This window comes from Brasilonema octagenarum UFV-OR1 (genome assembly GCF_963888615.1).
In the GTDB taxonomy this organism is placed as follows: domain Bacteria; phylum Cyanobacteriota; class Cyanobacteriia; order Cyanobacteriales; family Nostocaceae; genus Brasilonema; species Brasilonema sennae.
Window position 1 is genome coordinate 73,713 of sequence record NZ_CAWPKW010000076.1, and the last position, 26,878, is coordinate 100,590.

Annotated in this window: 21 protein-coding genes and 1 pseudogene; 10 read left to right on the forward strand and 12 right to left on the reverse strand. The window is 42.6% G+C overall.

From position 1 onward, the window contains the following. The first annotated feature begins 6 nt into the window (after positions 1-6). The gene (locus tag AC5590_RS05925; RefSeq protein WP_169263344.1) at positions 7-228 is read left to right on the forward strand and encodes a hypothetical protein; all 222 of its coding nucleotides are present in this window, start codon (positions 7-9) and stop codon (positions 226-228) included. Beyond that, positions 225-656, forward strand: a complete 432-nt coding sequence (locus tag AC5590_RS05930; protein WP_169263345.1) for a type II toxin-antitoxin system VapC family toxin — start codon at positions 225-227, stop codon at positions 654-656. The genes AC5590_RS05925 and AC5590_RS05930 overlap by 4 nt, the downstream gene beginning before the upstream one ends. 72 nt (positions 657-728) lie before the next feature. On the opposite strand, the pseudogene AC5590_RS05935 reads toward AC5590_RS05930, so the two are convergent. Continuing rightward, positions 729-1,702 (reverse strand): annotated as a pseudogene (locus AC5590_RS05935) (protein kinase domain-containing protein); the annotation flags it as partial. 116 nt (positions 1,703-1,818) lie between these two features. Next, on the reverse strand, positions 1,819-2,958 hold the full coding sequence (locus AC5590_RS05940; protein WP_169263346.1) for an FAD-dependent oxidoreductase: 1,140 nt from the start codon (positions 2,956-2,958) through the stop codon (positions 1,819-1,821). Between the two features lie 174 nt (positions 2,959-3,132). Between AC5590_RS05940 and AC5590_RS05945 the strand changes: the two genes are divergently transcribed. After that, positions 3,133-3,780 carry a TetR family transcriptional regulator gene (locus AC5590_RS05945; RefSeq protein ID WP_169263347.1) on the forward strand — a complete coding sequence of 216 codons (648 nt, stop codon included), beginning with the start codon at positions 3,133-3,135 and terminating at the stop codon, positions 3,778-3,780. Between the two features lie 318 nt (positions 3,781-4,098). Here AC5590_RS05945 and AC5590_RS05950 read toward each other — a convergent pair whose 3' ends face one another. From AC5590_RS05950 to AC5590_RS05960, 3 genes are all read right to left on the reverse strand, one after another. Beyond that, complete coding sequence (locus tag AC5590_RS05950; protein WP_169263348.1) at positions 4,099-5,232, reverse strand: C45 family autoproteolytic acyltransferase/hydrolase; 1,134 nt, start codon at positions 5,230-5,232, stop codon at positions 4,099-4,101. 465 nt (positions 5,233-5,697) lie between these two features. Further along, positions 5,698-7,206 carry a VanZ family protein gene (locus AC5590_RS05955; protein WP_169263349.1) on the reverse strand — a complete coding sequence of 503 codons (1,509 nt, stop codon included), beginning with the start codon at positions 7,204-7,206 and terminating at the stop codon, positions 5,698-5,700. Between the two features lie 111 nt (positions 7,207-7,317). Further along, positions 7,318-7,539, reverse strand: a complete 222-nt coding sequence (locus tag AC5590_RS05960; RefSeq protein WP_169263350.1) for a hypothetical protein — start codon at positions 7,537-7,539, stop codon at positions 7,318-7,320. A gap of 374 nt (positions 7,540-7,913) precedes the next feature. Between AC5590_RS05960 and AC5590_RS05965 the strand changes: the two genes are divergently transcribed. Then, positions 7,914-8,405, forward strand: coding sequence for a DUF6174 domain-containing protein (locus AC5590_RS05965; protein WP_169263374.1), 492 nt, complete (start codon positions 7,914-7,916; stop codon positions 8,403-8,405). Positions 8,406-9,128: 723 nt separating this feature from the next. On the opposite strand, the gene AC5590_RS05970 is transcribed toward AC5590_RS05965, so the two are convergent. Next, a complete protein-coding gene (locus AC5590_RS05970; protein WP_211178273.1) occupies positions 9,129-10,556 on the reverse strand; it encodes a hypothetical protein in 1,428 nt (475 codons plus the stop codon). Between the two features lie 733 nt (positions 10,557-11,289). After that, entirely contained in the window at positions 11,290-12,312 is a 1,023-nt protein-coding gene (gene bioU, locus AC5590_RS05975; RefSeq protein WP_169263352.1) for a (S)-8-amino-7-oxononanoate synthase BioU, read from the reverse strand. Positions 12,313-12,745: 433 nt separating this feature from the next. Between bioU and AC5590_RS05980 the strand changes: the two genes are divergently transcribed. The 3 genes from AC5590_RS05980 to AC5590_RS05990 are packed head-to-tail and all read left to right on the forward strand — an operon-like array spanning position 12,746 to position 13,842. Next, a complete protein-coding gene (locus tag AC5590_RS05980; RefSeq protein ID WP_169263353.1) occupies positions 12,746-12,955 on the forward strand; it encodes a DUF2997 domain-containing protein in 210 nt (69 codons plus the stop codon). A 39-nt stretch (positions 12,956-12,994) separates the two neighbouring features. After that, positions 12,995-13,381: a DUF1257 domain-containing protein gene (locus AC5590_RS05985; protein WP_048867388.1), complete on the forward strand. Its 387-nt coding sequence runs from the start codon at positions 12,995-12,997 to the stop codon at positions 13,379-13,381. Next, on the forward strand, positions 13,381-13,842 hold the full coding sequence (locus tag AC5590_RS05990; protein WP_169263354.1) for a ferredoxin: 462 nt from the start codon (positions 13,381-13,383) through the stop codon (positions 13,840-13,842). The genes AC5590_RS05985 and AC5590_RS05990 overlap by 1 nt, the downstream gene beginning before the upstream one ends. 129 nt (positions 13,843-13,971) lie before the next feature. Here AC5590_RS05990 and AC5590_RS05995 read toward each other — a convergent pair whose 3' ends face one another. The 5 genes from AC5590_RS05995 to AC5590_RS06015 all read right to left on the reverse strand — a co-directional run bounded on the left by AC5590_RS05995 (position 13,972) and on the right by AC5590_RS06015 (position 22,766). Further along, on the reverse strand, positions 13,972-15,777 hold the full coding sequence (locus AC5590_RS05995; protein ID WP_169263355.1) for a DUF4335 domain-containing protein: 1,806 nt from the start codon (positions 15,775-15,777) through the stop codon (positions 13,972-13,974). 87 nt (positions 15,778-15,864) lie between these two features. Continuing rightward, a complete protein-coding gene (locus AC5590_RS06000) occupies positions 15,865-16,470 on the reverse strand; it encodes a DUF3038 domain-containing protein (protein ID WP_169263356.1) in 606 nt (201 codons plus the stop codon). Between the two features lie 447 nt (positions 16,471-16,917). Next, entirely contained in the window at positions 16,918-19,458 is a 2,541-nt protein-coding gene (locus AC5590_RS06005) for an endonuclease MutS2 (RefSeq protein WP_169263357.1), read from the reverse strand. 392 nt (positions 19,459-19,850) lie between these two features. Further along, on the reverse strand, positions 19,851-22,271 hold the full coding sequence (locus tag AC5590_RS06010) for an NB-ARC domain-containing protein (RefSeq protein WP_169263358.1): 2,421 nt from the start codon (positions 22,269-22,271) through the stop codon (positions 19,851-19,853). A 45-nt stretch (positions 22,272-22,316) separates the two neighbouring features. After that, complete coding sequence (locus AC5590_RS06015; RefSeq protein WP_169263359.1) at positions 22,317-22,766, reverse strand: hypothetical protein; 450 nt, start codon at positions 22,764-22,766, stop codon at positions 22,317-22,319. Positions 22,767-23,135: 369 nt separating this feature from the next. Between AC5590_RS06015 and AC5590_RS06020 the strand changes: the two genes are divergently transcribed. From AC5590_RS06020 to AC5590_RS06030, 3 genes are all read left to right on the forward strand, one after another. Beyond that, positions 23,136-24,299, forward strand: coding sequence for a GuaB3 family IMP dehydrogenase-related protein (locus tag AC5590_RS06020; RefSeq protein WP_169263360.1), 1,164 nt, complete (start codon positions 23,136-23,138; stop codon positions 24,297-24,299). A gap of 393 nt (positions 24,300-24,692) precedes the next feature. After that, positions 24,693-25,016 carry a thioredoxin gene (gene trxA / locus AC5590_RS06025; RefSeq protein ID WP_169263361.1) on the forward strand — a complete coding sequence of 108 codons (324 nt, stop codon included), beginning with the start codon at positions 24,693-24,695 and terminating at the stop codon, positions 25,014-25,016. 528 nt (positions 25,017-25,544) lie between these two features. Then, entirely contained in the window at positions 25,545-26,624 is a 1,080-nt protein-coding gene (locus AC5590_RS06030) for an LOG family protein (protein WP_169263362.1), read from the forward strand. Positions 26,625-26,878: the final 254 nt, after the last annotated feature.

The following is a 26,878-nucleotide window of genomic DNA, read 5'->3' on the forward strand; positions in this document are numbered from 1 at the left end:
ATTAAAATGAGCAATTTATCCGTGAAAATGTTATTAAAAGAGATTGATAATTTAAGCCGAGAAGAAAAGATACAATTAATCTATTATTTGACTAGAGAAATAGAAAATCAATACCTCACAATCGAATCAAAAAATTTAGTTGAATTCTTTCAAAACTCTCCTCTAGTTGGTGTGGATATAGATTTAGAACGTCAAAGAGATATTGACAACCGCCAAGTAGAATTATGAACTATATTTTAGATACAAATATTATTTCTGAATTAATATCTGTCCAGCCAAACCAAAAGGTAATCGGGTGGCTTAAAGGTGTAGATGCAAAACGAACTTTTTTGAGTGTAATCACCATTGGTGAAATTAGAAAGGGAATTGAAAAACTACCTGAATCATTGCGAAAAAAGAATATTCAAGATTGGTTTGAGAATGAATTACTTGTGCAGTTCGAGGAGAGAATTTTACCCTTAGACTTATCCGTAATATTGTTATGGGGTGAGTTGGTAGGAGAGTTAGAGAAAAAGGGGCGAAAGTTACCTCCTTTAGATTCCCTTATTGCTGCTACAACAAAATATTATAACTATACTTTAGTGACTCGTAATGAAAAAGATTTTGATGGGATAGAGATTGTGGTTTTTAATCCTTTTGAAGAAACACGAGATTAAAACATTGTCAATTGCTATAGAAATCCTAATCTAGCTAAATATTCAAAACTCCTAACTCAGCACTGACTACCGTAGCCGCCAAATTTTGATGGTCTTGTCAAAACTACCACTAACAAGGGTTTTGCCATCTGGGCTAAAGACGACGGAATCAACCGAGCCAGAATGCCCTGTGAAAGTACGGATTTGCTCTCCCGTTGCCAGATTCCACAGTTTGATGGTACTGTCAGCACTACCACTGGCAAGGGTTTTGCCATCTGGGCTGATGGCGATGGAATTAACTTCATCGGAATGCCTGGTGAGGGTGCGGATTTGCTCTGCTGTTGCGAGATTCCACAGTTTGATGGTTTTGTCTTTACTCCCACTGGCAAGGGTATTACTATCTGGACTAATCGCGACGGAATAAACCTCACCAGAATGCCCTGTGAGGGTTCTTTTTAAGAAAACATCGCTATCTTTGCTAGCAATTACAGATATGGGATTAGTTGGAAATAAGCTATAACGAACATAGCCATAGATTTGAGTTGTAACTTGCGACGAATGATATTCTCTGGCTTGATATCGCGGTGAATGACTTTGTATTGATGAACTGTTTTGAGAATATCTAACAAATCAAGCAATAATTCTCTGACTTTTTGCTCGTTGAAAATTCCCTGCTGTTGTAATTCAACTAATAAATTCTGCCCGTCGATAAACTCCTGCACTAAATACAGGCGATTATCTTGCTCAAAATACGCCAACAGTGCGGGAATTTTGAGATGTTTTCCTAACTGTTGCAGTCGCTTTGCTTGTTGCTCAAATAGTTCTGTGGCTTTGTTTAGTGCGCCTGTTTCCTGGACTTGCGGTGCAAATTGCTTGATAACACAATGCTCATTGAGTTTATCAGTATCTTCTGCCAAATAAGTTTTACCAAATCCCCCACCACCTAATGATTTAATTGGGCGATAGCGGTTTCTTAGCACTACTAGCCCTGTACCGCAGTTAGAGCAAAACATTGTGCCATCAGGATTCGGCGGGTTGTCGCAAGTTGGATTGAGGCAACAGAACATGACCTGCATCCACTGACAGATAAATGTATTATCTACTATTTACCAAGATTTTTAAGTAAATAACTTTTAACATCAAGTGGTTGATGAGTGCTTTTTGAAATGTCATCTGTTTATAATTAAGCTCTGTAAGCATGAAGCGACTTGAAGTTGTTGCTGATAGTTGAACCCATGAACTTCATAAATGTGTTTCGTAATGCCACACCAAAAGGATGATCTAATTCACCCATTTTCCCTGACCGCAAGGATTGTTCAACGATTAACTTCGTGCGAGGAAACCGCAAGGACTCATACTGTTGGAAAGCAGCTGTCGGATTTGCTTGCTCTTTCAGACACTTAGCGACTACAAAAGCATCTTCTAATGCTGTACATGCTCCCTGTCCCATAGTTGGTAGCATTGGATGTGCAGCATCACCTAACAGTGTAATATTCTGCTTGCTCCAAGATTGAGTCGGGGCACGATCATACAAATTTGTTGTCAGAATATTGGCTTCATCCGTCGTTGTAATTAACTCAGGAACCGACGCAAACCAATCTTGAAACATGGTTTCAAGCTCTTTTTTACGACCAATTGGGGCATCCGGCTGTGCTAAGGGTGCAGTTGCTGCTCCATACCAATACATCCGTCCCTTGCCCAGCATCATGAAACCGAAGCCTTTGCCACGCCCCAAGAATTCCTGAATGTAGCCGGGACGATATCCTCTAGGAACGTAATCTGTTAAACCACGCCAAGTCTTAAAGTTGCGATAGATGGGTGGTTGCTCACCGAGGAGGGCGGTTCGTACGCGCGATCGCAAACCATCAGCCCCAATCAAAGCATCCCCTTCGACTGTTAAGCCAGAACTGAAGTAAGCGTGAACTTTCTCTCTTTCTTGCTCAAATCCAAGGAAAGTTTGTCCTAAAACAAATTTTTCATGCGGTACATTACGCCAAAATAGCTGATGTAATTCAGCCCTATGGATGCCAATAACAGGCAACTCAAAGGTATCAATGGGTATATTAACCAACTCCTTGCCGCTTTGGGAATTGAATTGATAGTTTGTTGTCAGATAGCCAAGGCGCAGCGCCTCCTCCAACAAGCCTAAATTTTTCAGGATGTGTGTCGCATTTGCCCAAAGTGCAATACCAGCCCCTACCTCCCGTAACTCCTTTGTTCGCTCATAGATAACTGGTTCAAAACCAACTCTATGTAGAGCAAGTGCAGTCGCAGCACCGCCAATTCCGCCGCCGATAATGATGATTTTCTTTGGTGTTTGCATTTTTCTTGTCTAATCGACCGACTTGTCAGTTGACTAATTTCTATCAGAACAGATTTTTGGCTCTCTTGTCAACTGACTTTTTGGTCGATAAAAGCTTATAATGAACTCGGCAAAAGCAATACAGGCTATACTAACTGACAACTCTGTTGACGAACTAATGACGAACTAAAAACCGTGGCACGTCAAACAAAAGCTGCAAAGTCTTTGAATACTAAACAAGTCCGAGATGCCGAGGCAACTCAAGCTGTGATTTTGGCAGCAGCCCAAGAGGAATTTGCTCAGCATGGTTTCACCGCCGCTAGGACAGAAGCAATTGCCGCTAAAACGGGTGTGGCAAAGTCAATGATTTATTACTATTTTAAGGACAAGGAAGGCTTGTATCAGGCGGTGTTGGAGCGATCGCACTCAGATCTTGTGCAAACAAGTCTTCAATTAGATTTAGATCATCTTTCTCCTGAAGCTGCCTTGGAGACATTTCTCACAGCATTGCTTGATTGTGTATCGCGCAATCCAAAGTTACCGATGATTATGTTTCACGAAGCAGTGCAAAACCAAGGGCAATATTACAAACGCAGTAGTTCTCTTAATATTGACAAAGTATTAGTCGAAATTTTAGAACGAGGAGTCACCACAGGTGCGTTTCGTAAACTCGATCCTTTCCAATCAGCCATTAACATTATGGGAACTTGCTTATTCTACTTTATTGGCATTGGAAATATTCAGCATTATCCTCAAGGCAAGAGGCTTTTGAGTAAAGCAATGTTAGGACAACATTCTCAAGAGGCGATCGCGTTGATTTTGGCTGGCGTGCGAAAAGTCTGAAAAGCAGCAGAACAAATCGTTATTCAGGATAACCTGTCATATCAAGTCCGGATGATCACTTGTCATTGCGAGCGGAGCGGTAGCGTAGCGTGGCAATCTCAACCCCTGTGATTGCTGAGTCTCAAGGGGACACGCTGCGCGTTCGCTCTTAGCCTGCGCTTTGCGCTTACGCTCCACTTCGTTCCACTCGCAATGACATATCACAAGTATTTTACCGGAGATTATATCAAATCATTATTTTGCTTCGCTTGTAAAGCTCAAGGTATTCTCAAAGCTCATTAGAATTGCCCTTGGGTGTTTTGGCAAAATTGGATGTTCCTAAATAGAGACACAAGAAAACATTCCATTACGAGGATTACCTTGTGAGAAAATCAGTTTTCTTTCCCTCAAATTCATAACAACCGTTGATACAGTTCCATAGGTGAGTCCATCAAAGATATTTCTCTCTGACTGGCGACATATTGGTAAGTTTCCTTCTTGATCAAGAAGAATTTTTAACATATCAGCTTCATGTCGTCCCGATTGAGTGGACGTAAGAAACTTTGCTCGAACAATTCGCGCCGCTGAACTTTCGGTTTCTTCGGGTAAGTCAATCTTTTCTGTTTCTGAAGTAAGAAATCCATTCGTGTGAACAACAACATTATTCACTTCAACTTCGTTTTCATTGAGAGTAAATAATTCGTTCCCAGCAAGTTCAAGATTCACATACCTACCTAAATCATCAGCGATCAGAATGTTACTCATCGTTGCTCGCTCAGCAGCAATGATTGCATGATACGCTTGATTGAGTGAGGTAGAATCTAAAACTTTTCGCAAAAGTATATGTACAGGAATTCCTCCTGTACTTGCTCGACATTTAAGAATGTTGAGACAAACTCCAATACCCGCAGTATTGAAGCCGATTTTGACAAAACCTGGCTCTCCTAAAGCAACAAAGCGGAAACCATCCTGTCGTGTTACATCAAAAATGACAGCTAAGTTTTCAAACTCTTTTACCCAATCCCAATTTTGCCCGAGAATACGACTCTGTTTGAAGTAGATAGAGGTACATTCATTAGGTGCACTAGAGCGAAGTATTTCGGTTCGGGACATGAGCATGACGACTTCCCAAAGTTGTCGCCCTGCGTGATATGCTATCGCCTCTAGTTCAACAGCATACTCCTGTGAAAATTCTTGAATCCGCTCAAAAAATGCTAACGAAGTCGCCTTGAGCGAAGCATCAGTCCATTGGGCAAAAAGTTTTGCTCTGTAAAGTTCAAAAGCTTTTTCAATGCGGTGACTAAGCTTAGTACCATGTTCTGCTCCGATCTCTTCTGGAGAACCTGTTAAACGAACTAAGGGTAATTTTGCTGTTGGATGTTCTTCAATAAGATTTGGAGGAACAATCTTTAAGCCTTGAGCGGTAAGTAATTCAACAATTGAATCTTGACTTATATCAGGGTGAGGTGACACAACAGTCGTCTCCCACTACATTAGTTTGTATAACAGGACAGAGTTATCAGTTACCAGTTACCAGTTATCAGTTATCAGTTACCAGTTACCAGTTACAACAGAAAATACGGAGGGAGCATCCCAAATATGTAAATTCCCCTCAGACTGGAAGTCTGGACGCCAGGTGCTACCCTGCGGGAAGCCGCCTCCGGCGTCTACAAGCCGGGAAACCCGTCCAACGCAGTGGCTCGGCTATACAAACCAAGTCCCTTCGGGTATCTCCTGCGGAGACGCTACGCGTTCGCCCTTGGCGTACGCTTTGCGCTTACGCAGTCGCCTAGGTCGGGAAACCCTCCTGCAGCGCTGTCTCACCGCCTGCGCGGACTAATACATCTAGCCTGCGGAGGCAGGCTTTGTCTGTATAGCCAGGTGTTTTTGCTTTTGTTAACACTTAACTGTTCCCTGTTCCCTGTTCACTGTTAACTGTTAACTGTTCACTGTTTTAAGCACCATCGAAGCTCGCCATCTTAATATCAGTGTTGTCCCGGCTGTTAATAATATACCAAGCAACAGACCTTTTAGGCTGAGACTTTTACCGCCGTCAGTTACCAAAATACTTTCCAGTATCACAGAGGGTAATAATATCCCACTTGGAAGCAATAACCTATTAAAAGCTAACTTTCTTTTCGCTAAAGTCGTTAAGAGCGCTAAGCAAAGCCCTAGAGGGATAAAAGTTAGTGCATAGTAAAATAATTTCTGCTCTTTCGGAAACCATTCCAAGAGATTCAAAGAATAAGAATTTGATTTATCTATATAAACTTGAACAGTCGCTCCAGAATAAGTGATGACTATATGATGGGAATTAGTATCTGCAAAAACATTCGGAATAGTTAATTTTGTATCAGCCCCGTTTGCTCCAGTCATTGGTGTTCGTATTCGCAAGTCTAAGTCGGTTCCCTGCTGTCCTAGTGTAAAATTGCGATGAAGAGAATCTCCTGAAAGTGAGATGATGCGTGCAGGTCCAACCTGAGCGGTATCAGCAGTAGCAACGGTAGTAATTATTGTAAATTGAGAAGTTTCACGTATGCTTTTACTCAATAAACTTACAGGTTCTGTTGTTTTCAGCCAATGGTTGGAACTTAAAACAACACCTTTTTCATCTTTGATATCTGGTGACTGACCTTGGGATAATAGTTCGGGGAGTTGACCCGTACGATCCTGATAAGTTCCTGTTCCACTCAATGGATAGGAAGCTAGCAAAGACTTACCAAAAATTTCACTATAATTCTTCTGACTAAAAAGTTGTGATATTTCATGCTTAGAAATTGCTTTATCAGCAATATAAACATCTGAAACCTGTCCCTGCCAAGGTCTATTACCTGTTCTCTCATTGCCAATCAAGAGTGGATAGTTCAAAGACCAATTACTCAGATTAGTTGTATTCTGCCAGAGAACAGAAAAAAGAAATGATACAAGTATGTATCCAATAAAGAATACAGTAAGTTTTTTAAGAGAATTCTTCTTTCTACTATTTTCTAAACGTATTAAGGTGTAGAGAAAGCTTTCCGAATTCCACAGACAAAAGCAGATTAGACCCACTAATCCACCTATAGTATTGTTACAAATATCAGCAGGAGTCGGTGTTCTAGAAGGGAGAAACACTTGCAGTGCTTCAACTGTTGATGATAAGCCAGCACTCAGAAGTATCACTATTATAAATTGATTTATTGGCTTCATCTTCATTCTCTGTAACAGACTAGCCAAACTGAAACCGAAAGGCGCAAATAGTAAAATATTGTTTACCTGGTCTTTAAAAAAACTGGTGTTATCAAAACTGGCAACAAGGGCTGGTAGCGAAAAACTTTTTGGAAAATGAAAATTAAATGGATACAGTGTAGCTATTAACACTATGATAACGCTCAAAGTTATCAGAATTACATCTCCTGGAATACCCAATTTGTTAGAAAGGAGGCTAACAATTTTGCGTCTGTTCATAATACTCCACGTTCTTTGTTTTTTTAGGAATCGATAATTGAACTGCTGATGACTGGTAGACGCTTAAATAAGAGTCAAAAACATGTTTGTTAATAAACACTTTTATTCATGTTATTTATTTGTAAAAGTAGGTGTGTAAACAAATGTATTTTTTTTATAAATTTTTAGAAAAACGTCATAAAAATAGGTTTTTGTAAAATTCATATATAGGAATCCGGTTTTTTTTGGTGAGACCAGTGCTGCAGGAGGGTTTCCCTCCGTAGGCATCTGGCGTTCGCCGTAAGGCGTGCGCTCTGCGCACACCCGATAGCCGTAAGGCGTGGCGTTAGCCATAGGGTGAATTGACAAAGTAGAAGTAGGGAACAGAGAACAGAGAACAGGGAACAGGGAACAGAGAACAGGGAACAGAAAGTGTACCTAGCTTCGTCAAAAATCAAATACGAGTCCTATATACTAACTACATTAGGAGATCAGGTTTTTCCAGATTTCAAAGCATCTCGTACCAATCATTTATACTGAGTAAGTTTTATACTTTAAAAGCTTAAGGAAAGGCTATTTAACTCACTTACCTAAGATCTGTGAAGGCAACTTGACAAAGAAACTAGTTATACCGTAATGTGGTAAGTATTTCGCAAAATTAGGCGAGAGCGAAAAAATTCCCAGGAGTTTGCTAAATGCTTAGAATCTTGAATATGAAATCAATGCCTATACGCTTGCCGATTGTTATTGGTGCAGGATTAGTGATGTCTCTAAGTTTGCACACACCAGTAATATCGAAATCCCCTATAGTCGTAGCACAATCATCAGCCAGAAGTCAAAATGATTCACAGCAATTAAAAACTAATCAGCGTTTGTGGAATCGGCAAAATATTTCCAACTATCGGTATACATTTAGCCGGAGTTGCTTCTGCACAGCCGAAGCAAGAGGACCAGTCATCATTGAAGTGCGTAACGGCAGAACAACTTCTGTGACTTCTGTTGCCACTGGTCCAGTTAATCCAGAATTCTTCCAAAAATATGATACAGTTCCCAGGCTTTTTGATGTCATCAGGGATGCGATCGCCAAGAAAGCAGATAGCTTGGATGTCAAGTATAATTCTACACTCGGCTACCCAACTCAAATTAACATTGATTACAAGAGTCAAATAGCTGATGAAGAAGAATATCTGACAATTGAGAATCTACAACAGACTTACTAATAGTGTTTATTCCGCCTTAGACTCGTTCCCAGGTGAAACCTGGGAATCCAAATCGCGCTGCAAAAATCATCTACTATACAATGCTTATAATCTGTCAACTACTTTCTAGTGATGGCAATTTATTGAGTCTAAGTTATCACAAAAACTCCTTATTGATGGGAGAAAACTTTAAGTCGCTTACACCTGAGATGGGAGTTGTTATTTCTCAAAAAAAGCAATCTGATAAGAGCAAGGGAACTTTCCAAGATATGTTGGAAGTACTTGGAGTTCGTGAAACAGGTCTATTATAAGGAGATCCAAAGCAGTACAATTTGAAAATCCACTTTCATTCATCGGTAAGTACCAATTTGGAGAAATCCTCCTGATTCGTCTTGGCTACTACAGAGCGAGTATTTATTATGGATATGGTGCTGACAAGAATTACTGGCGAGGTAGATGGACTCAAAAGAAAGGTATTGATAGCAAATTAAAATTTCTAAATTCGCCTAATGTCCAAGAAGAAGCAATTCGGGAGGCTTTTGCGGTGTATTGGAAGGATATCAATTATACCCTTAGTAGGCAAGGTCAATCTATAAACAATTATCTTAATCTGAAAAAGACATTTAATAATATTAATTGTTAATAATTATTTGCTCGATTTTGCTCGAAAAACTTAACCTGTCGGGTTTTTCGAGCACTTTTCATAGGCTATAACCCTTGTGAAAACTCTCAAAATTTTATGGACTACACAAGATCTAATTCCAATGCCAATACTCTCCGCACAATCTCGGTAACTTCCGTTGCCATCCTGGCATCAAGTTCTACCACTTCTCGGTTGGGGTCTCTTGGTTGAAGCGCCTTTCCTCCTCGTAAAGCCATAGTAAATGTGAACAGTTTGGCTGGCTTTCCTAATGCTTTTGGACGACTATCTACAAAATGTACGAGTGCAAGGTAGACAGCTTCAGTTCTCTCCCTAGTAGAAGTATTCCCATTGCCGAGTTTTGAGATAATCGCAACAGATTCAAGGTCATTTTGTAAACCCAATACTTGAATGGCTAAATCAGTTAAACGAGCTGAATCTGCTCCCATCGCGGTAATGACAGTTGTAAGACTTTCCCAATTTGCATGTGGTATGCGCGATTGCCTTGGGATGTAATTATGCCAACCCAACATGGATACTATCCTTGTTAAATCATAGGCAGATACCACGTTACACTGCCATCTAGGAAGCTGTTGATCGGCATTCAAAATCACCTTGTTTGTAGTGGTCTCAACTAACTCTGGTTCTTCGATAAAAGGTTTTTTCCCGTATGTACCGCGAAATATCAAGTCCTGATTACCTGTGATGAGTTTAAGCCACTTCTCTAAATCCAGTGGGAGAGAAAATCTCTTGAACATTGCACCCAAGGAATTTGAGGTCGCGATTTTATGTTCATAGCTGACCATATCCCTAGCTAAATCTTGGAAGCGAAAACTATTTTGATTCCCGGATGTGTCTATACCTCTAACACTATAAGAGTCAAAATCTACTTCCGGATTTTTTCTGTTGATGCGAGAAACAAGATTAAGCAACGCAATTATTTTAGTACTACTCCAAAATTCATCGCACGCAAGTGCATTTCTCCCCAACCATTTAGTCTGGAACTTTCGTTGATTATCGAAATTACCAATGCAAACACAGGCTTCTTTAATATCTTCATGAAGAAAAGTTAGACCTTGCTCATTAATGTTAGGAACTTTTCCTATTGCTGGATAAGGACTAAATGTAGCATTAAATTGAGTTCCGCTAACTAGATTTTTACCATTAGGTCTCTGCATTAAACGAGTGGGGTAATCCTTAATTTGTTCAGAGTATGGTGAGGTATTAATACCTTGATACATAAGCACTGGTTTGTCTTCAACACCACCTGCCGTAGCCTGAATAAATGCTTGATAAATTTGTTCTGGATTGTTTTTAGAGTTTGTTCCCAAGTTGTCGAGTACAACTTTTTGAGCAGAACTTTTCTGTAGTTGATCTCTACCATTCAAACTGTAATCGATGACTTCGGAATAGGTTGTATTGTCTGGTTCTAAATCCAAAGCGGCAAGTAAATTTTTATTAACACCGACCACTGAGCTAGACTGTGCCTGAGCTCGCTGGATACTATTTTTGAAACCGACTAATGTAAACATACTAGTCAGCAAATAGAGTATTTTCCGTCTTTTCAATTTCATGGAATGTTTGTAACTATATACGACTTGAACATCTTTAAGACGTTAGAGCAGCCTCTTACAAGGAGGACTTGATTGAATTGCGAATTTCTTGAACTAGAAGTTGAAACTCACAGCACTTCAAAGTTCCATCTCTAACCCGATGCCACAACTCAAATAACTTTTCTTGTTGTTTTACTAAAGTGTTTCCGATTTTTTTCGATACTCCAGTCTGCTCTGGGATTTTAATGAATTCCCGTTTCAAGTGTGATTTTCCGGAACAAATTTTTATCCGTTCTAGGTCACTATCAAAAACATCACTACTCCACGTCTGGCTTAAACAATGAGTGGGCAGGTATGAAAGATTCGTTCAAATAGCGCCACGCTAAACGGTGTGGGTGATGTGCTATTAGCGCCACGCTAAAGGGTTTAGAAGCCGTCTAAACCTCTTGTTGGTAAGCTCTTGATATGGAGATGTTTGGGAGTTATGATATGACGACAAAAGATTTGTTTAATGTCCAAAGTCAAAAAAATAAGCTGGGTTTTATTTTTCAACCCAGCCTAAAAAATATAAACAATTAAAGACTTAAGCTGATAAGTAAGTCAATCTAATTAAACGTAAAATAATCAAAATGAATAAATCCTTCACCACACCTGCTTTCTGCCTTAATAGCTCTATCTTACGTTGTTTAAAGTTGACCTACTTAGCGAATCACTACCTCACAAACTGAGGCATAATTTCAGCAGCGGTGAATAATCCATAGATACCTCGCTGATGTAATCCAACGCCAGCTTTCAGATAACCAAACGCTGGTCCACAGACGTTGGCTGCCATACTGGTTTCATCCCCTAATGTGAAGGTGTGGGTGGAAATTTTACCCTCAAAAGTGCGACCAGTGATTTTAACGTTTGTGCTAATGGGCTTTTTGGGATTGCGGGTATCAACTATGCCACCAACGGTTACGCGATCGCGCCCCACAATTCCTGCTAACTCTAACATCACATCATCAGCGTGTTCCATGTTTTCTAAAGTCAGCACACCATTGGTTTGATCTAGAAGTGCTTCTACTTCCTCATCCGTCATTGCCCTAGCAGTTTCCACACTATAACCCGGCATATGGGCAATATCTTCGCGGATGGTAGCGCGGTAAGCCTCCCAGTTCGCGATTCCTACCCAAAAAGTAATTTCCACTCGATGAATTTCGGCGTAGCTTTGGGCGGCTAAAGCTGCTGCGGCTGTTAACAGTCCTGGTGTTGCGCCACATCCTGTCATGTAGGTAATTCCTGCTGCTTGCAGTTCTTCTTTCATTCCCAGCAGTTGTTCCACAGCGCTGGTGCGTTTAATCGCATCCACCAGTACCCCGCGCCATCCAGATTTGATAAACTGGCGAGCGACAGAGGCAATGAAATCATTGGGGAGATTGGGTAACGCCAGAAAATACCCGTCTACAGGATAAGATTTTTCTATTAAATCCTCAACACTTTGATTTGTTAAAGTTCCAATGGGTTCTAGATAACCTACCGAACCTTGAGATTGATAAGTTGCAATGCATTCTTGAGCATTTAAACCATCAGCGGCGTAGGCGTAGCCTTGTTTATCTGCCGCTGCTACTAAAAGCATTTCACGTTTTGGGGCGAGTACTTTGGCAGCTGCTTGTCCCAGTCCGCCAAACCCCAGTACTCCTACGCGCATCGCTTTCGGGAGATGAGTAGAACCTGTCACTTGCTCTGCATTCATGATGAACTTTTTAGAATTAGATAACAGCTTATCCTACCGTTTAACAGTTGGGAGTCCTGGTTTGGCTAGTTTTGTAGCTGAGAATTGGATGATTCGGAGAATAATGAGAAAAGTATTCAACAAATCTCACTGTTTTTACACCTCTTTCTCTGAATAATGCTGGTTTTTAGCCGTTTCCCCACTGAAATGAAAAGTTGAATTTTTAGCTTGACTAAATTGATATGGTTAAGGGAAACTTACAAATAACAGGTGTAACAACTAATAAGAGTAATAAGTTTTGTTAAGTTTCTGAGATATATATTTTGAGAGATGGAACATTAGTTAACAAATGGCAAATTTGTAGCTAAGGAAAAATGCTGTTTCAGAGGGCTGCATTTGTAGTCAGTTGCTATAGCAGTACTGTCCAAGCCTAGTATTTTGGTTGGCAAAGAGCATGGAGACATTAGAGTTCGTAATTTTTCCAGACGGTCGGGTACAAGAAAAAGTCACTGGTATCATAGGTGCTTCCTGCGCTGAAGTTACAGCAGCTATAGAGGCACAGCTAGGACAGGTACTAACTCACGAGCCAAGCTCAGAATATTTTGCGACCATTGTGCAGCAATCGAATGTGGTAAATACGCAAACCACATTTAGCGATTGGTAAGTTTTCATTCATTGTTTAGTTCATTCATTCACAACCGCCATGTCACACTTTAGCCAGATTAAGACCCAAATCCGTAACGTTGATTCCTTGAAGGATGCACTGAGCGATTTAGGTGTAGATTGGAAGCACGGTCCACGTGAGGTACGTGGTTATCGCGGTCAAACTCATAATGCCGAAGTTACCATTGAGCAGGAAAATGGTTACGATATCGGCTTTAAATGGAATGGCAAAGAATACGAACTGGTTGCTGACTTACAATATTGGCAACAAAATTTATCAGTAGAAGGTTTCTTACGGCAAGTTACACAGCGATACGCGTATCATACAGTCGTCAAAGAAACTGCTCGTGTTGGATTTCAAGTTGCTGAACAACAAAAAAATGAAGATGGTTCCATTCGCTTACTTGTACAGCGCTGGAGTGCGTAATGTCTGATTTTTTGCCGTCGCCGGAACAAAGCGAAGATCACCGTTCAGGTTTTGAACCAGAATTGGGGGGTTTTTTACGAGACGCCCCAGAACGTTCTGGTTTTGAACCTGAATTAGGGGGTGTGTTGCGCCAAAAAGGTGTTTACGTTGACGAAATTACCTGTATTGGCTGCAAACACTGTGCCCATGTCGCCCGTAATACGTTTTATATTGAACCAGATTATGGGCGATCGCGTGTTATACGTCAAGATGGCGATTCACATGAGGTCATTCAAGAGGCAATTGACACCTGTCCTGTAGACTGCATCCACTGGGTGAAGTACACCGAGTTGAAAAACTTAGAAGAAGAACGCAAATATCAGGTTATACCCTTAATTGGATACCAAGTGGACGGAGCAGTTGTTGCTGCCGAACGGCGACGCAAAAAGCAAAGACTAACCCGTAAAAAACCCCGTTATTAAAATTCATTTCATATGACATAGGAGGGTTGGTCAAACCAGCCCTCCTGTTTTTCACTCATGGGGTATCTGATCCGCAAGACGCAACATGTCTTGCGGATCAGATACACCAAACGCCAAGCCAAGTCTGAGTTACTCAGTTTCTGAAAAAGTCTGCACCTTGCCGTCAGGACGAAAAATAGCTCTGATTCTTACTGATTGTCCATTTTTATTAGGAGAAACGAAAGGTTCACCAATTAGAGGCATTCCTGTACGATCTACATAATCTCTTGCAGCTTTTCCCATCGGTAAAATTCGCTCAATTGTGCCATCAACACCCACAGACAAACTGTACTCAATGCTTTGTTTCAACCCAGAAGGCGGTTGCCAGCGTTTTTTCAGTGCGTCTCTAGCTTCAGATACTTGAGGTGTGTCAAACAACGTGGCTCCACGAGTTGTACTATTAGTAGCAACTTCTGTAGGAATATTAGCCCTGTTTGCGCGAGCTTGCCGCAATCTAGAAATTAATGCATCAGTACCACTTGGTGTAGATGTGCCTGGTTGTGAGGAAACTGGCTCACGGCTGGCACTTGTGCTTGACAAAGGTGAAGTTCCAAGTGATGAGGTTTCCCCATCTTGGATTCCCTGTCCGTTGGGGAAATTTTTCCCAGGATCTGCTGCTATTCGCGTAGCGTCTTTGGGGGAAGTACCCCGTAGGAGTGAGGCTCCTGTTGGGGTGCTGGAGGTGTTATTTGTGCTGGGCAAATTGTTAGGTGTCGAATTTTTTGGAGCCAATGTAGAAGGAAGCTCACTCTTCGACGTTAATGCTGTAGTGTTGGGCTGTAATTTGGGTTGAAGAGCTATTTCTTGTTTTGGTGCTGTGTTTTGTGGAAAGGTTGAGATGCTTGGAGTTTTTGTTGTTCCACCAGGTGGATTTGTTGTTCCAGGTATGCTCAACGGATTTCCTAAAGGTGTTAGAGGTGCTTTGGCGACATTCCCAATACTAGGAAATGTTTGAGCAACAGAAGGGAATGTGGACTTTACAGATGTTTGAGGTGTAACAGGTACACTAGGCAATGTTTGAGCGATCGATGGAGAAGCTTTGGAATTGGGCACTCCTAAGGTAGATCCAAAGGGTGGGAGTGGTGGGGAAGATAAACTACTACTTGAGGGAGGGAGTGTAGGAATAGCAGTAGATGCGGACAAGTCCTGTGAAGGCGGGGTTTGTAGAGCAATCTTTTGTTCTGTCGAAGTTGGTTTTTTGGCTGTCTGCTGTTGTCTGACACGGTTAGCATACTGCCAAGTTACTGGTGCTAAACCCACAGCTATGACTAGAACTGCTGCAACAGGTGCCCAAGCGGGTATGCCACTCCTCCTTGTAGAACGAGGTGTGAGATTTGGTAGCGCCACGACATCAGCAGAATATTCATCCAAGGCTGTTGCTAAATCGAATAATTGCAGCAGACTCAGTTGAATCACCGGGCCAGATGCTGGATTTGCTAAAGAACCAAGAAACAAATTGTGAGTTAAGTGATCGCTAGGCTTGATTTTTATATCTGCATCGCTTGGGTGAGTAAAGGAGTTTCTCGTAGGAATTTTTTGTGAAGGGGGGTTGTAAAAATTTGTTTGTTCAGTCTGATCAGATACTACAGTTACGTCTTGTGTTCCTGAAAAGTTTGTATCTGAGAAATTTGTCCAAAACCTTTCAGGAGACATTTCCAGGAATTCTTGGACGTAACCTGTCACTACTGCACACAAAGTCTCGAGCTGGTCGCTGTCGCCTCTAATTGCGATTCTCTTTTCCTCTGGCAATCGCGGATCATCAAAGCGAAGTTCAAACTGTAGCTGCTTGAGGACGGATTTACCCATCCACTGAGACAAAGCTGAACTCTGCGCTAAGACTTCTAGCGTGCAGGTGGGCGGTGTATACCGACGGATCACAGAATTTGATACAGGCATGGCAGGAACTGCGAGCAGGATATTTTTGATTTTTGATTTTTGATTTTTGATTTTTGATTTTTGATCACACAATCTCAAATCTCAAATCTAGAATTTGGTTGAACGGTCGATAAGTGCTAGCCACAGACGGCGATGTCCACCAGGACTACTGTAAAAAAGTAAATCTATAAGCAGTTTTAGTGCAAGGTGGGTTAATTCATTAGTGGAGATTGTTGCATCTTCCTCCATCCGCTCTTGATAAGTGTTGCAGAAAGTATCAATATAATCTCCAAGTAAAGCAGCCTGATGAGGTTCGCGGTTGTCTTCCGCCATTTGTTCTAAAAGACCAACAGCACGGCGAATTAATTCTTGGTGTTGTTTGGTAAGGTAACAAGTAATCAGAACAAGTGCCCTAGCTTCCTCCACATCTAGTTTTTTTCGTCCTCCTTGACCTTTACGTAGCGGATTTGATTGGCGCAGTCGCCATAACGCTACACGGTCTGGCACTCTTGACTCTAAATTCAGACTAATTGCCGCTTGTAGCATTGCTTCGGAGCCAATGCCAGTCAATGTTTCTAAAGCTAACAGCACTAAGTCCAGCTGAGTTTTGATATTGTCCCAATGAACTGAGTTTGGGGCTGGAAGCTTTATTAAATCCTCCCACTGAGAAGTCGGAGCGGGTGAATCGGCGGCAGAGTGCATAACTTTTAGCATAGGTGATCAGGCTAGTGAGGGCTGGTGCTGTTACCCATTTTGAAACCAGATCTTAAGGATTAAGGTTGGTTTCCAATCAGTATCAGCCGAAGCCGGGAGCTACAGCTTCTATTACTTTGGTGAACAGCAGAGGTCTTTGTCTTAACTCTATGATGAAAAACTGTTTTGAAAAAAGTATAATCTTAATCAATTGTGCTTTATCTGTCAAACACAAATAACTTTTTTTATTTTTTAGTAACAATGAACATTGGCATATAGATCATCCCTAGTATCCAATCGCTGTTCAAAATAGCCCAATTGTTCACTGGTGATTCTTTTAGTTATACTGTCTATCACAAGAAAAACCCGGATTTTTTCAAAAACCGGTGAGACCAGCGCTGCGGGAGGGTTTCCCTCCGCAGGCGACTGGCGAACCCGAAGGGGTTTCTCTGTTTTGTGATTTTAGTTTTAACCTATGTAAGCAATTGTCACACCAGTACCGCCATCAGCTTGTTCTGCTGCTTCATAACGGCTGACTCTTGGATGTTGCTTTAAGAAAGCGTGAATTCCTTGCCGTAGCTTACCCGTGCCATGTCCGTGAATAATCCATATTGGCCCTGTAGCTTCTGAAATTGCTTTGTCTAAAATGATTTCCGCATCCGCTACTCTACGTCCGCGTATATCTACCGTATTTTTAGACGTGCGAATTGCAGGAGTTTCTGGCAAGGTTGTGATTTTTGGCTCTGGTTTGCTCCTCGTCGCTTCCTTGACAACTGGTTCAGGTTTTTGACCATCTAATGATTCTACGTCTTCTAGTTTCACCGTCATCTTCATGATTCCAAAGCGGACAGTCAACTCTCTATCCTCATCTGGGGCGGTTAAAACTTCGGCTGTTTGCCCGAGTTTGGGTATACGGATGCGATCGCCCACTTTGGGAACAAATCCCACCTTCGGTTTGGGAGGAGGCTCTGGTATAAATTTACTAGCTATCTCTCCTAAAGCTTTTGTTGCGCTTTGAGCATCTTGTCCTGTTGGTTTACCTTGCTGCAAGCGGCGAATCACTTGAGCTATTTCGCCTTTAGCTTGGGCGATAGCCTGCTGGACTGCTACCTCCTGAGAGACACGCAAAGCACGCTCTCTTTCCTGCAATGCTGTGGCTTTTTCGGATACTTCTTTGTATAAACGTTCCGCTTGCTGCAACAAATCCTGTGCTTGTTCTGCTTTGGTTTCCTGACGGCGGCGTTGCGCTTCCAACCCAGCAATCACCTGATTGACTTCATCGGTTGCTCCTCCCAGTTGCGTTTTCGCACTTTCCACAACTGCTAATTTCAACCCCAGGCGTTGGGCAATTGTTAAGGCGTTGGAACGTCCAGGAATTCCCCAAAGGAGACGGTAAGTTGGTGAAAGGGTACTTTCGTCAAATTCTACAGAAGCATTTTCAAATCGGTCATCTTCGTATTTCAGCGCTTTGAGTTCACCAAAGTGAGTGGTTGCAATTGTCAACAGAGCATGGTCTGCGAGATATTGTAGGAGCGATATTGCCAAAGCACTTCCTTCAACGGGGTCTGTTCCTGCACCCACTTCGTCGAGGAGGATTAGGGAGGACGGGGGGAGAGGAGGAGTAGGGGGAGTGGAGGGAGCAGTGGAAGTAGGGGGAGTAAAATTAATGTACATTAACTCTTTTTCTCCCCCATCTTCCCCTACCTCGCCATCTTCCCCTACCTCCCCATCTTCCCCTACTTCCCCTACTTCCCCTACTTTAGAAGCTTCGTCTAGCGCTGATAAAATCCGACTAATGCGGCGGATGTGACCAGAAAAAGTCGATAAACTTTGCTGGAGGGATTGTTCATCACCTATATCTGCCAGCACCTTGTCAAACCACGGCAATTCCACTGGTTCCCGTGCAGGCACATATAAGCCGACTTTCGCCATCAATGCTGCCAAAGCTAGGGTTTTCAACGTCACAGTTTTTCCGCCAGTATTTGGTCCGGTAATTGTGACTACCCGAATTTGTGGCTGAACCAGCAAATCAACGGGAATGACAGAATGTCCTTGCTCGTGGTAATGCTGCCACTCCAAAAGTGGATGACGTAACTTCCGTAAGGTAATGCTTTCGTTTTCCTCTGGGTTAATGAAGCGTGGGGGATTTGCTTTTAGCCACAAACTATAACGCGCTTTTGCCAATGCCAAGTCCAAGGTAGTAACAATTGCTAACAATTGTTCCAAATCTGGCTTGACAGCCGCGACTTGCTCTGTTAATGTGCGACGAATTGCTTCTTCTTCTATTTGCTCTCTTCTGAGCAACTGCCGCAACTGGTTTCCCATTGGGACGATAGAATTCGGTTCCACATACAATGTTGCACCGCTGGTGGAAGTATCGTGGACAATACCGGGTATGGCGTCTTTTTGAGGCGCTTTTACGGGAATAACAAAGCGATCGCCCCTTTGAGTAATGATTTGTTCTTGGACGGCATTCGCTTTTACTTGTAAGATATTTTGCAGTTTTTGGGTGATTTGACTGCGTGATTGCCGTAAGGAAGTGCGAATTTCACCAAGTTTTTGGCTGGCGCGGTCAGTGACTTGACCCCTTTCGTCAATACATCTGTGAATTTCTTGTTCTAATTCTGGATAAGTCCGTAAATCAGTAATTAAATCATTGAGTACTGTTAAATCTGGGTGCTTGTCGATTACACGACGTACATTTCTGGTGCCTGCAAGAGTGGTGGCGATCGCCAACAATTCATCTCCCTGCAAAATTCCTTGCAGTTCGGCGCGTTCTAGGGAATCACCAATATCTTGGATTCCATCAAACGAAAGCCCCGTACCTAGGCGGTTTTCCAGTTCGTAAATTTCTTTTGTTTGTGCTAACAACTGCTCACTTTGGGATTGGGAGCCAGGAATTTGTAGATGGCGTGCAGCGATAGTCCCCAGCTTTGTTGCCGCGAAGGTAGACAAATGCTGGCACAGGCGTGACCATTCAAGTAATTCTAGAGTTTCAGATTGGATCAAGGACTGCTAATCTGACATGGGTTCTAAAATTATTGTAACAATTCTGTTCTCTAAGCGGCTTAACCTTTGCGGCTGAAATTGAGCAACGAACTGGGCTTTCATGCGTTGAACCACAAAATATGAATATTGTCAATAAATAAGAGTGTAAGGGTGTAATAATGTATACCCACTCCCGTTGATCGGTTTGAAGCCAATAGAGTTCAGATAAAGCTAAAAACTAATACTGGCGTAGGTTGGGGAGCCAGCGCGAATGACGGCTTTCCCGACCTAGGCAAGTCTGGCGTTTGAGGAACGAAACCCAACAATATCAAACGTTTGTTGGGTTTCGCGCTCCGCTCTACCCAACCTACCATTCTCTTAACTTCCCCTACTTCCCCTACACCCCTACACCCCTATTCCCCTACACCCCTAGTTACCGCCACCATCGCGCCACATCCCGTTGCTGCTTCACCACCTAATGCAAAGATAACTGGAAACAATGCCTTGATATCTTCCAGTAAGTCAGGGCGCGTGCGAAGAGATAGTTTATCAAGTGTATCTCGCCAGAGGGGAAAAAGTTCGGTAGATGGCATTTGTGACAAACCGGAAGCTAAGGCACTCAAAACATTGGCGCGAAGATACTCATTCTGAATTTCCCTGGCAGCAGCGAGGGCTTGTGGCAACAACTCGCTTGGCAGTTTGTCAGCTAAGGCACTCAAAATATTGGCGCGATACCTCTGATCCTGAATTTCCCTGGTAGCAGCGAGCGCTTCTGGCAACAACTCGCTTGGCAGTTTCTGTGCTAAAGCACTCAAAACTTTGGCGCGATACTCCTGAGACTGAATTTCTCTGGCAGCAGCGAGGACTTGTGACAACAACTCGCTTGGCAGTTTCTGTGCTAAAGCACTCAAAGCTTCGGCGTGATCGCTCTCATCCTGAATTTCGCTGGCAGCAGCGAGGGCTTTTTGCAGTACGAGTTCTTGAAGATTTGGTGGCAAATAGTTGACTAGTTCTGTCAGCGAGTTGACTTTCTGCTCTAGGTTTGGGTTTTGTAGAGCGTAAGCTAGTCCTTGTTCAGGAGTCCACACATTATTTTTGACTAATGCAAGCAGCAGTTCTACTGGTAAATTAGCTGCCAAACTATTCACGGATGTAGTTATCAAAGCATAGCGACACTGCAAACTTACAACTTGGGGCAGGGTTGATTCATTCCAATTCGCTTGTGCTAATTCCCAAGCACGAGAAATATCTGTGATGTAACCCGCAGTTTGTCCTAATTTCTCCCGCGCTTCAAACCAGCCATTGCTTGTTGTCTGTGACTCCTCCCGCAATAAGGAGTGAATTTCTTCTACCCGTTCAGCTTTTTCCAAATGCCAAAGTAAATGCTGATGAATGTAGCCATCATTAGGTAGGGTATGCCAAAGGTTTTTTTGAGTCTTTTGCCGATACCGTTCTAACAGTTGGCTGTGAACATCAAGTAAATTCAAACCCATTCCCGTAGGCGGAGATTTCATTAATCGACTACGAGCCACATCATGCAATAAGTCATGTATCCTGTAGCCTTTACACTCAACACCCCCGACAGATATAGGCGAATCAGACTGAAGTAAGGCATCATTCCAAAGTAGCTCTAAACGCTTATCAGCTTTTTTCTGTGATTCCATATCCCAGAGTGTCACTGCCATTGGTGCGGCTATTGTTACATCCTCTGGTAAAACCCCCAACCAAATAAAATTTTTCCAAGCTTGTTCGTCATACTCCCGCAAAGCTTTCAGGCTCAAATTAAAAGTTGCTTCTAAAGAGTTTTCTTGACGCGCCCCGTATAAGACTTTTAAGTTTGCAACCTCTTGTTTAAAAGCCGTTTCCAGCTTCACCCATGTCATTCCCCATTTAATTCTGGCTGCTACCAAATTCAGTGCGATGGGTAGGTATCCCACAGTCTGGGCTACTCTCAAAGCCTGTTGTTTCTCTACTGCTTCTATTTCTCGTTCTAAAGATTTAGAAAGTAATTCCAGAGATTCTTGTGGCGTCATCAAATTCAATTGTTGCAAAGAAGCACCTACACCATCAGCCACATCAGCACGCCGAGAAGTGATTAATAGCTGGGATTGGGAACTTGCTACCATAAAGGGTTTAACTTTATCTGGTTCCCAAGCATCATCAACTACCAGTAAAACTGCCTTATCACGTAGTAAGCTTCGCAAATGGGCTGAAGTTGCCTCTACATTAATGGCACGAAATTCATTGTCTCCCAAGGCTTGCACCCAGCTACTCAGCAGCGAGATAATATCTGGTTGTTGTCCCAAAGTTGCCCAAAGCACACCACCAGAAAAACGTTTTTGGATATCTTGATCATGGGCAAGGGCAGTAACTAAAGTTGTCTTGCCAATGCCCCCTAAGCCGTGAATGGCACTGATGAGCAAAGCACCAGCAGAAGATGTATTTGCCAGTAAACGAGTTTTGATTTTTACAGTAACTGGGCGATCAACAAAATTGGCAGGTAAACTCGGTGCTTGAAAAGGTCTGTCAATTGGGCGACGATAATTAATCGTGAGGCTGCCTTCTACCCCACCAACATTAATATTGTTGTTGCCCTTGATGTTTTGGAGAACATTTTCGTTGCCTGAAATTGTTTGTTCAACCTGAGACTGAATATGGGGAGCTAAACTGGTTACAGAAGCTTCAGCCTTTTGTGAGTTACCTAAAACTGGTTGTTCAACCTGAGAATGTCGCTTACGTTTTAATCTCCGACGATTCCCTCTCAAAAAGCCAGCTAACTTGGACAGAAAAAGTATTATCCGCTTCCATAACCTTTTCAAGCGTCTTTTCCGCACTGTTTTAACTTCCTATCTTTTAGCTTTTTGAGTTAGCTTTTTTACTTAATTGATAGTTGCACCATCTCCGACTCTGCCAAAAACTTTATTCCCATCACCCGCAGTATTCTGGACTGTGTTGTCATTCCCAGATATTGTTTGATTAAAGCTATTCACAACTTTAGAAATTGCCTCCGAATCTTCCTGCATCAACCGGGCAATTTCAGCAGCCAAATTTTTATCTTCATCAAGCAATTTCTTGAGTTGCTTCTGGAGTGTTTCTTTTGCATCTGAATCATCAGGAGAACTAGCCAATTCTTGAGCCGCACCTTTTGCCATTGGCTTTGTCTCTATCTTTGGTAGCAGCTTAGTCCACAAAGCCTTAGCTTTTTCCCAAGCATTAGCACCAAACCCTTTACCCAGTTCCTTACCAGTTTCTTCGGCTGCTTTCTCTCCTACTTTCAGTAGGTACGGTAAAAATGGGGTCAAGAAAGTCGTCAAAGTTACTATATCCATTTGCTGACTCTGAGTTTGAATAGGTACAAGACTAGTTAGTTCAAAAATATTATCGTAGCATTACTTAAATTTAATGTCAGGATAAGCACTTGAATTGACTAATTTTTTCTGGCGATCGCTTCTGAGACTAACTTTGTATTTAACGCTACCACTGACTACGAATTTAAATGAGTAACCGTGTAGAAAGTTACGCTAAAACCGAAAGCCTTACGAGATTTACTGGATCAAATATTTGACAGACGATTGCAACTGTGTTTATCTCTTGTCGTCTGCGTTCTCTGTTGCTTAGTGCGGTTTCATCCAAAAAACCCCTGCAAATCCCCCCATAATTTTGATACCCTATCTAAAACAGATTTGGGAGCATCAAGCGTGGATATTCAAATTGGGCGGGGAAAAACAGCTCGCAGAGCCTACGGTATAGATGAAATTGCTCTCGCCCCCGGTAATGGAACACTCGATCCAAGTTTGGCTGACACTCAATGGCGTATCGGCAATATTGAGCGCGAAATCCCAATTATTGCCAGTGCAATGGATAGCGTAGTTGATGTTCGTATGGCTGTGCTTTTGTCACAGCTAGGAGCATTGGGTGTTTTGAACTTAGAAGGAATTTACACTCGCTATGCAAATCCAGAGCCAATTTTAGACCGTATTGCCTCTGTCGGGAAAGAAGAATTTGTTCCCTTGATGCAAGAACTTTATGCTGAACCGATAAAAGCAGAATTAATTGAACAACGAATCAGAGAAATTAAACAACAAGGTGGTATCGCCGCCGTGAGTGCGACTCCGGTAGGAGCAAGCAAATTTGGTTCTGTAGTGGCAAAAGCTGGTGCTGATTTATTTTTTATACAAGCAACAGTGGTTTCTACTGCACACCTTTCTCCAGAATCTGTTACACCACTTGACCTGGCAAAGTTTTGTCAAGAAATGCCTATACCCGTGATACTGGGAAATTGTGTAACTTATGAGGTAACTCTCAATTTGATGAAAGCAGGCGCAGCAGCCGTACTGGTAGGAATTGGTCCTGGTGCAGCGTGTACCTCTCGTGGTGTGCTGGGTGTAGGTGTTCCACAAGCAACGGCGATCGCCGACTGTGCAGCCGCACGGGATGATTATTACCAAGAAACTGGCAAATACATTCCAGTGATTGCTGATGGGGGTTTAATCACGGGTGGCGACATTTGTAAGTGCATTGCTTGTGGTGCAGATGGAGTGATGATTGGTTCTCCCTTTGCAAGAGCTGCTGAAGCTCCCGGACGGGGATATCATTGGGGGATGGCAACTCCCAGTCCAGTCTTGCCACGTGGTACGCGCATTCGTGTCAGCACCACTGGTACCCTAGAGCAAATCCTCACTGGACCAGCACAGCTTGATGACGGAACTCATAATCTTTTGGGAGCCTTGAAAACGAGTATGGGCACTTTGGGGGCAAAAAATATTAAAGAAATGCAACAAGTGGAAGTTGTGATTGCTCCTTCTTTGTTAACCGAAGGTAAAGTTTATCAAAAAGCACAACAATTAGGTATGGGTAAATGAAGGGTATCTCACCACTGGCTAAACCGCACCCAAACTCTGTTTTATAGTGCGAACCATTAACAACTCACAAATCCCCCGGCTGTAATAGTCAAACGGAGTGATACTATTACAGCTAGGGGATAAGTTAATGAAATTTTTCTCGACTCTTAAACTCTTACTGGAAAAATCGCATATGTCGCCTAGAATAGAGATAGCGGAGACGCATGTTTCCGTTCACTCCTCACACCACACTCCGCCCGGACATGCTTCGGGCGGTTCCTTAATAATTAAATTATTTTTCAATAAGTTGAACATCCATATGCAAAAGTCTGTGTACCACTGCTAAGCAGTGGTTTTTGCTATGGTAGAATTTTCAGCAAAGTCTAACATATTAATAGGCGAAGGTTTATAGGCATGTCAGAAGGCGATCAAGTTACAGACTCTACCTTTAAACAGGAAGTACTCGATAGCGCAATTCCTGTTTTAGTTGACTTTTGGGCACCCTGGTGCGGACCTTGCCGGATGGTTGGTCCTGTTGTCGATGAAATTGCTATCCAGTACAAAGACCAAGTTAAGGTAGTGAAACTTAACACCGATGAAAATCCGAATGTTGCCAGCCAGTATGGCATTCGCAGCATTCCCACATTAATGATTTTTAAAGGTGGGCAAAAAGTTGATATGGTGGTCGGTGCTGTACCGAAAACTACACTATCTAACACTTTGGAAAAATATCTTTGAACACAACCGCCGGAAAACTGCTACAGAGTATTTGATTTCAAACAGCTTAAAGTAAAGATTTGTAAACAGTGGAGGGGCGACAATCGCCTCTCCATAAATTTATGAACTTTTTGGTTTAGCCAATGTTTGGGGAGTTTGTTTGTTGTCAGCAGTTATTTATAAAATAAATGTTAAATTATTGTAGGGATGTACTTTGCTGCGTCTGTTGCAAATATAACCACATATCGAACCGTTTGCTCTCATCAAGATAAAACTTCGTGTCAGTTGCAGGGTAAGGAGCAAAGAATATAAAAAACCTTTCCCCTTTCCCCAAGAAGTGCAAAACTAACTTTTGCAATCTTGTCTATAGGTTGGCGACGATAGCTGTCAACAGCGCCTTGGATTATCTTTAACAAAAGGTGCTTATTGTAGTCGAAAAATACCGAAAAGTCAATAGTCAAAAAACTTTAGACTTTGGACTCCGGGTAACAATTTATCATTCCAGATCAAATTTAGATAAAATGTAATGCCATTTTGGCAGCAGTTATCATGACCTCATCTGCGTCGTTTGACACATTAGAGTCTGTTCAAGCCGATATCGCTAAATTATTTGAAGACTTACCGATGTCAAAGCATCGGCAGTATATTATCCAGGCACTAGCTACTATAGTGCGTCTGGCTCACAAGAGTGAAGAAATTGAGCGCCTCGATTGGAAAATATTGTCATCTTCATTAACAGATATGGAGCGCGGTTTCCAGCTGTTTTATGCTTACCGACATGTTCGCAAAGTCGCTATTTTTGGTTCGGCTCGCTTATCGCCAGAAACACCAGAATATCGCATGGCGTATGAATTTGCTCGCGATGTCTGTCGATTAGGATTTATGGTGATGACAGGTGGCGGTGGCGGAATTATGCAAGCAGGTAACGAAGGTGCTGGACGGGAAAATTCTTTTGGCTTAAACATTCAGCTGCCCTTTGAGCAACAGGCAAACCCGATTATTGAGGGAGATCCTAAGCTGATTCACTTTAAATATTTCTTCACGCGGAAGCTGTTTCTCCTCAAGGAGAGTGATGCCATAGCTTTGTTTCCAGGTGGTTTTGGCACTCAAGACGAAGCTTTTGAGTGCATGACTTTGAGCCAGACAGGTAAGTTTGGTCCAGTACCTTTGGTATTAATTGACCACCCTGGTGGCGATTATTGGCGATCCTGGAGCGAATATATTGACAAACAACTAGTGCAAAAAGGTCTGGTTAGTCCTGATGACCCAAGTCTTTACACGGTGACAGACAACTTGGATGTCGCTTGCAATGCTATTACCAGTTTTTACCAAGTTTATCACTCTAGCCGTTACGTGGGCGATCGCCTCTTGGTTATCCGTCTCAAAGCAGAGTTATCGGATGCTGAGGTAGAACAACTCAATGCTGATTTCAGCGACATTCTTGTCACAGGACGCATTGAAAAAAGTCAGGCTTTACCGCAAGAAGCTCAAGATGAGACGTTTGAGCTACCGCGTCTGGTTTTGTACTTCAATCAAAGAGATTTAGGGCGGTTGTACCAACTGATCGCAGTGATTAACCGCATGGGGACTCCTTCAGCAGAAGAAAAGGCGCATCCAGAAAGGAAGTAGGGGGTTTGGATAATATCAAGTTTCGTACATAGCGGGTGCTCATTAAGCATTGAAGAAAGCACTTCTGTTGCTTCCCCTGTTCACGCGCTTGTGCTACAACGGGACGGACAGTTTGCCCTGGAGGGAAAACGCCAGGTGCTACAACGGGACGCCACATGCTTCAAGTCGGCACAGCCGCCCAACGCAGTGGCTCGGGAACCCCAACGCCCTTCGGGTTCGCCAGTCGCCTACGGAGGGAGACCCTCCTGCAGCGC

Excerpts from the sequence above, each read along its gene's own strand:
- trxA (WP_169263361.1), top strand. The coding sequence starts at position 24,693 with ATGTCAGAAGGCGATCAAGTTACAGACTCTACCTTTAAACAGGAAGTA.
- AC5590_RS05955 (WP_169263349.1), bottom strand. The coding sequence starts at position 7,206 with ATGAACAGACGCAAAATTGTTAGCCTCCTTTCTAACAAATTGGGTATT.
- AC5590_RS05940 (WP_169263346.1), bottom strand. The coding sequence starts at position 2,958 with ATGCAAACACCAAAGAAAATCATCATTATCGGCGGCGGAATTGGCGGT.
- AC5590_RS06015 (WP_169263359.1), bottom strand. The coding sequence starts at position 22,766 with ATGGATATAGTAACTTTGACGACTTTCTTGACCCCATTTTTACCGTAC.
- AC5590_RS05960 (WP_169263350.1), bottom strand. The coding sequence starts at position 7,539 with ATGGCTAACGCCACGCCTTACGGCTATCGGGTGTGCGCAGAGCGCACG.
- AC5590_RS05970 (WP_211178273.1), bottom strand. The coding sequence starts at position 10,556 with ATGTTTACATTAGTCGGTTTCAAAAATAGTATCCAGCGAGCTCAGGCA.
- AC5590_RS05930 (WP_169263345.1), top strand. The coding sequence starts at position 225 with ATGAACTATATTTTAGATACAAATATTATTTCTGAATTAATATCTGTC.
- AC5590_RS05985 (WP_048867388.1), top strand. The coding sequence starts at position 12,995 with ATGTCACACTTTAGCCAGATTAAGACCCAAATCCGTAACGTTGATTCC.
- bioU (WP_169263352.1), bottom strand. The coding sequence starts at position 12,312 with ATGAATGCAGAGCAAGTGACAGGTTCTACTCATCTCCCGAAAGCGATG.
- AC5590_RS05980 (WP_169263353.1), top strand. The coding sequence starts at position 12,746 with ATGGAGACATTAGAGTTCGTAATTTTTCCAGACGGTCGGGTACAAGAA.
- AC5590_RS05990 (WP_169263354.1), top strand. The coding sequence starts at position 13,381 with ATGTCTGATTTTTTGCCGTCGCCGGAACAAAGCGAAGATCACCGTTCA.
- AC5590_RS05995 (WP_169263355.1), bottom strand. The coding sequence starts at position 15,777 with ATGCCTGTATCAAATTCTGTGATCCGTCGGTATACACCGCCCACCTGC.
- AC5590_RS06030 (WP_169263362.1), top strand. The coding sequence starts at position 25,545 with ATGACCTCATCTGCGTCGTTTGACACATTAGAGTCTGTTCAAGCCGAT.
- AC5590_RS06000 (WP_169263356.1), bottom strand. The coding sequence starts at position 16,470 with ATGCTAAAAGTTATGCACTCTGCCGCCGATTCACCCGCTCCGACTTCT.
- AC5590_RS05925 (WP_169263344.1), top strand. The coding sequence starts at position 7 with ATGAGCAATTTATCCGTGAAAATGTTATTAAAAGAGATTGATAATTTA.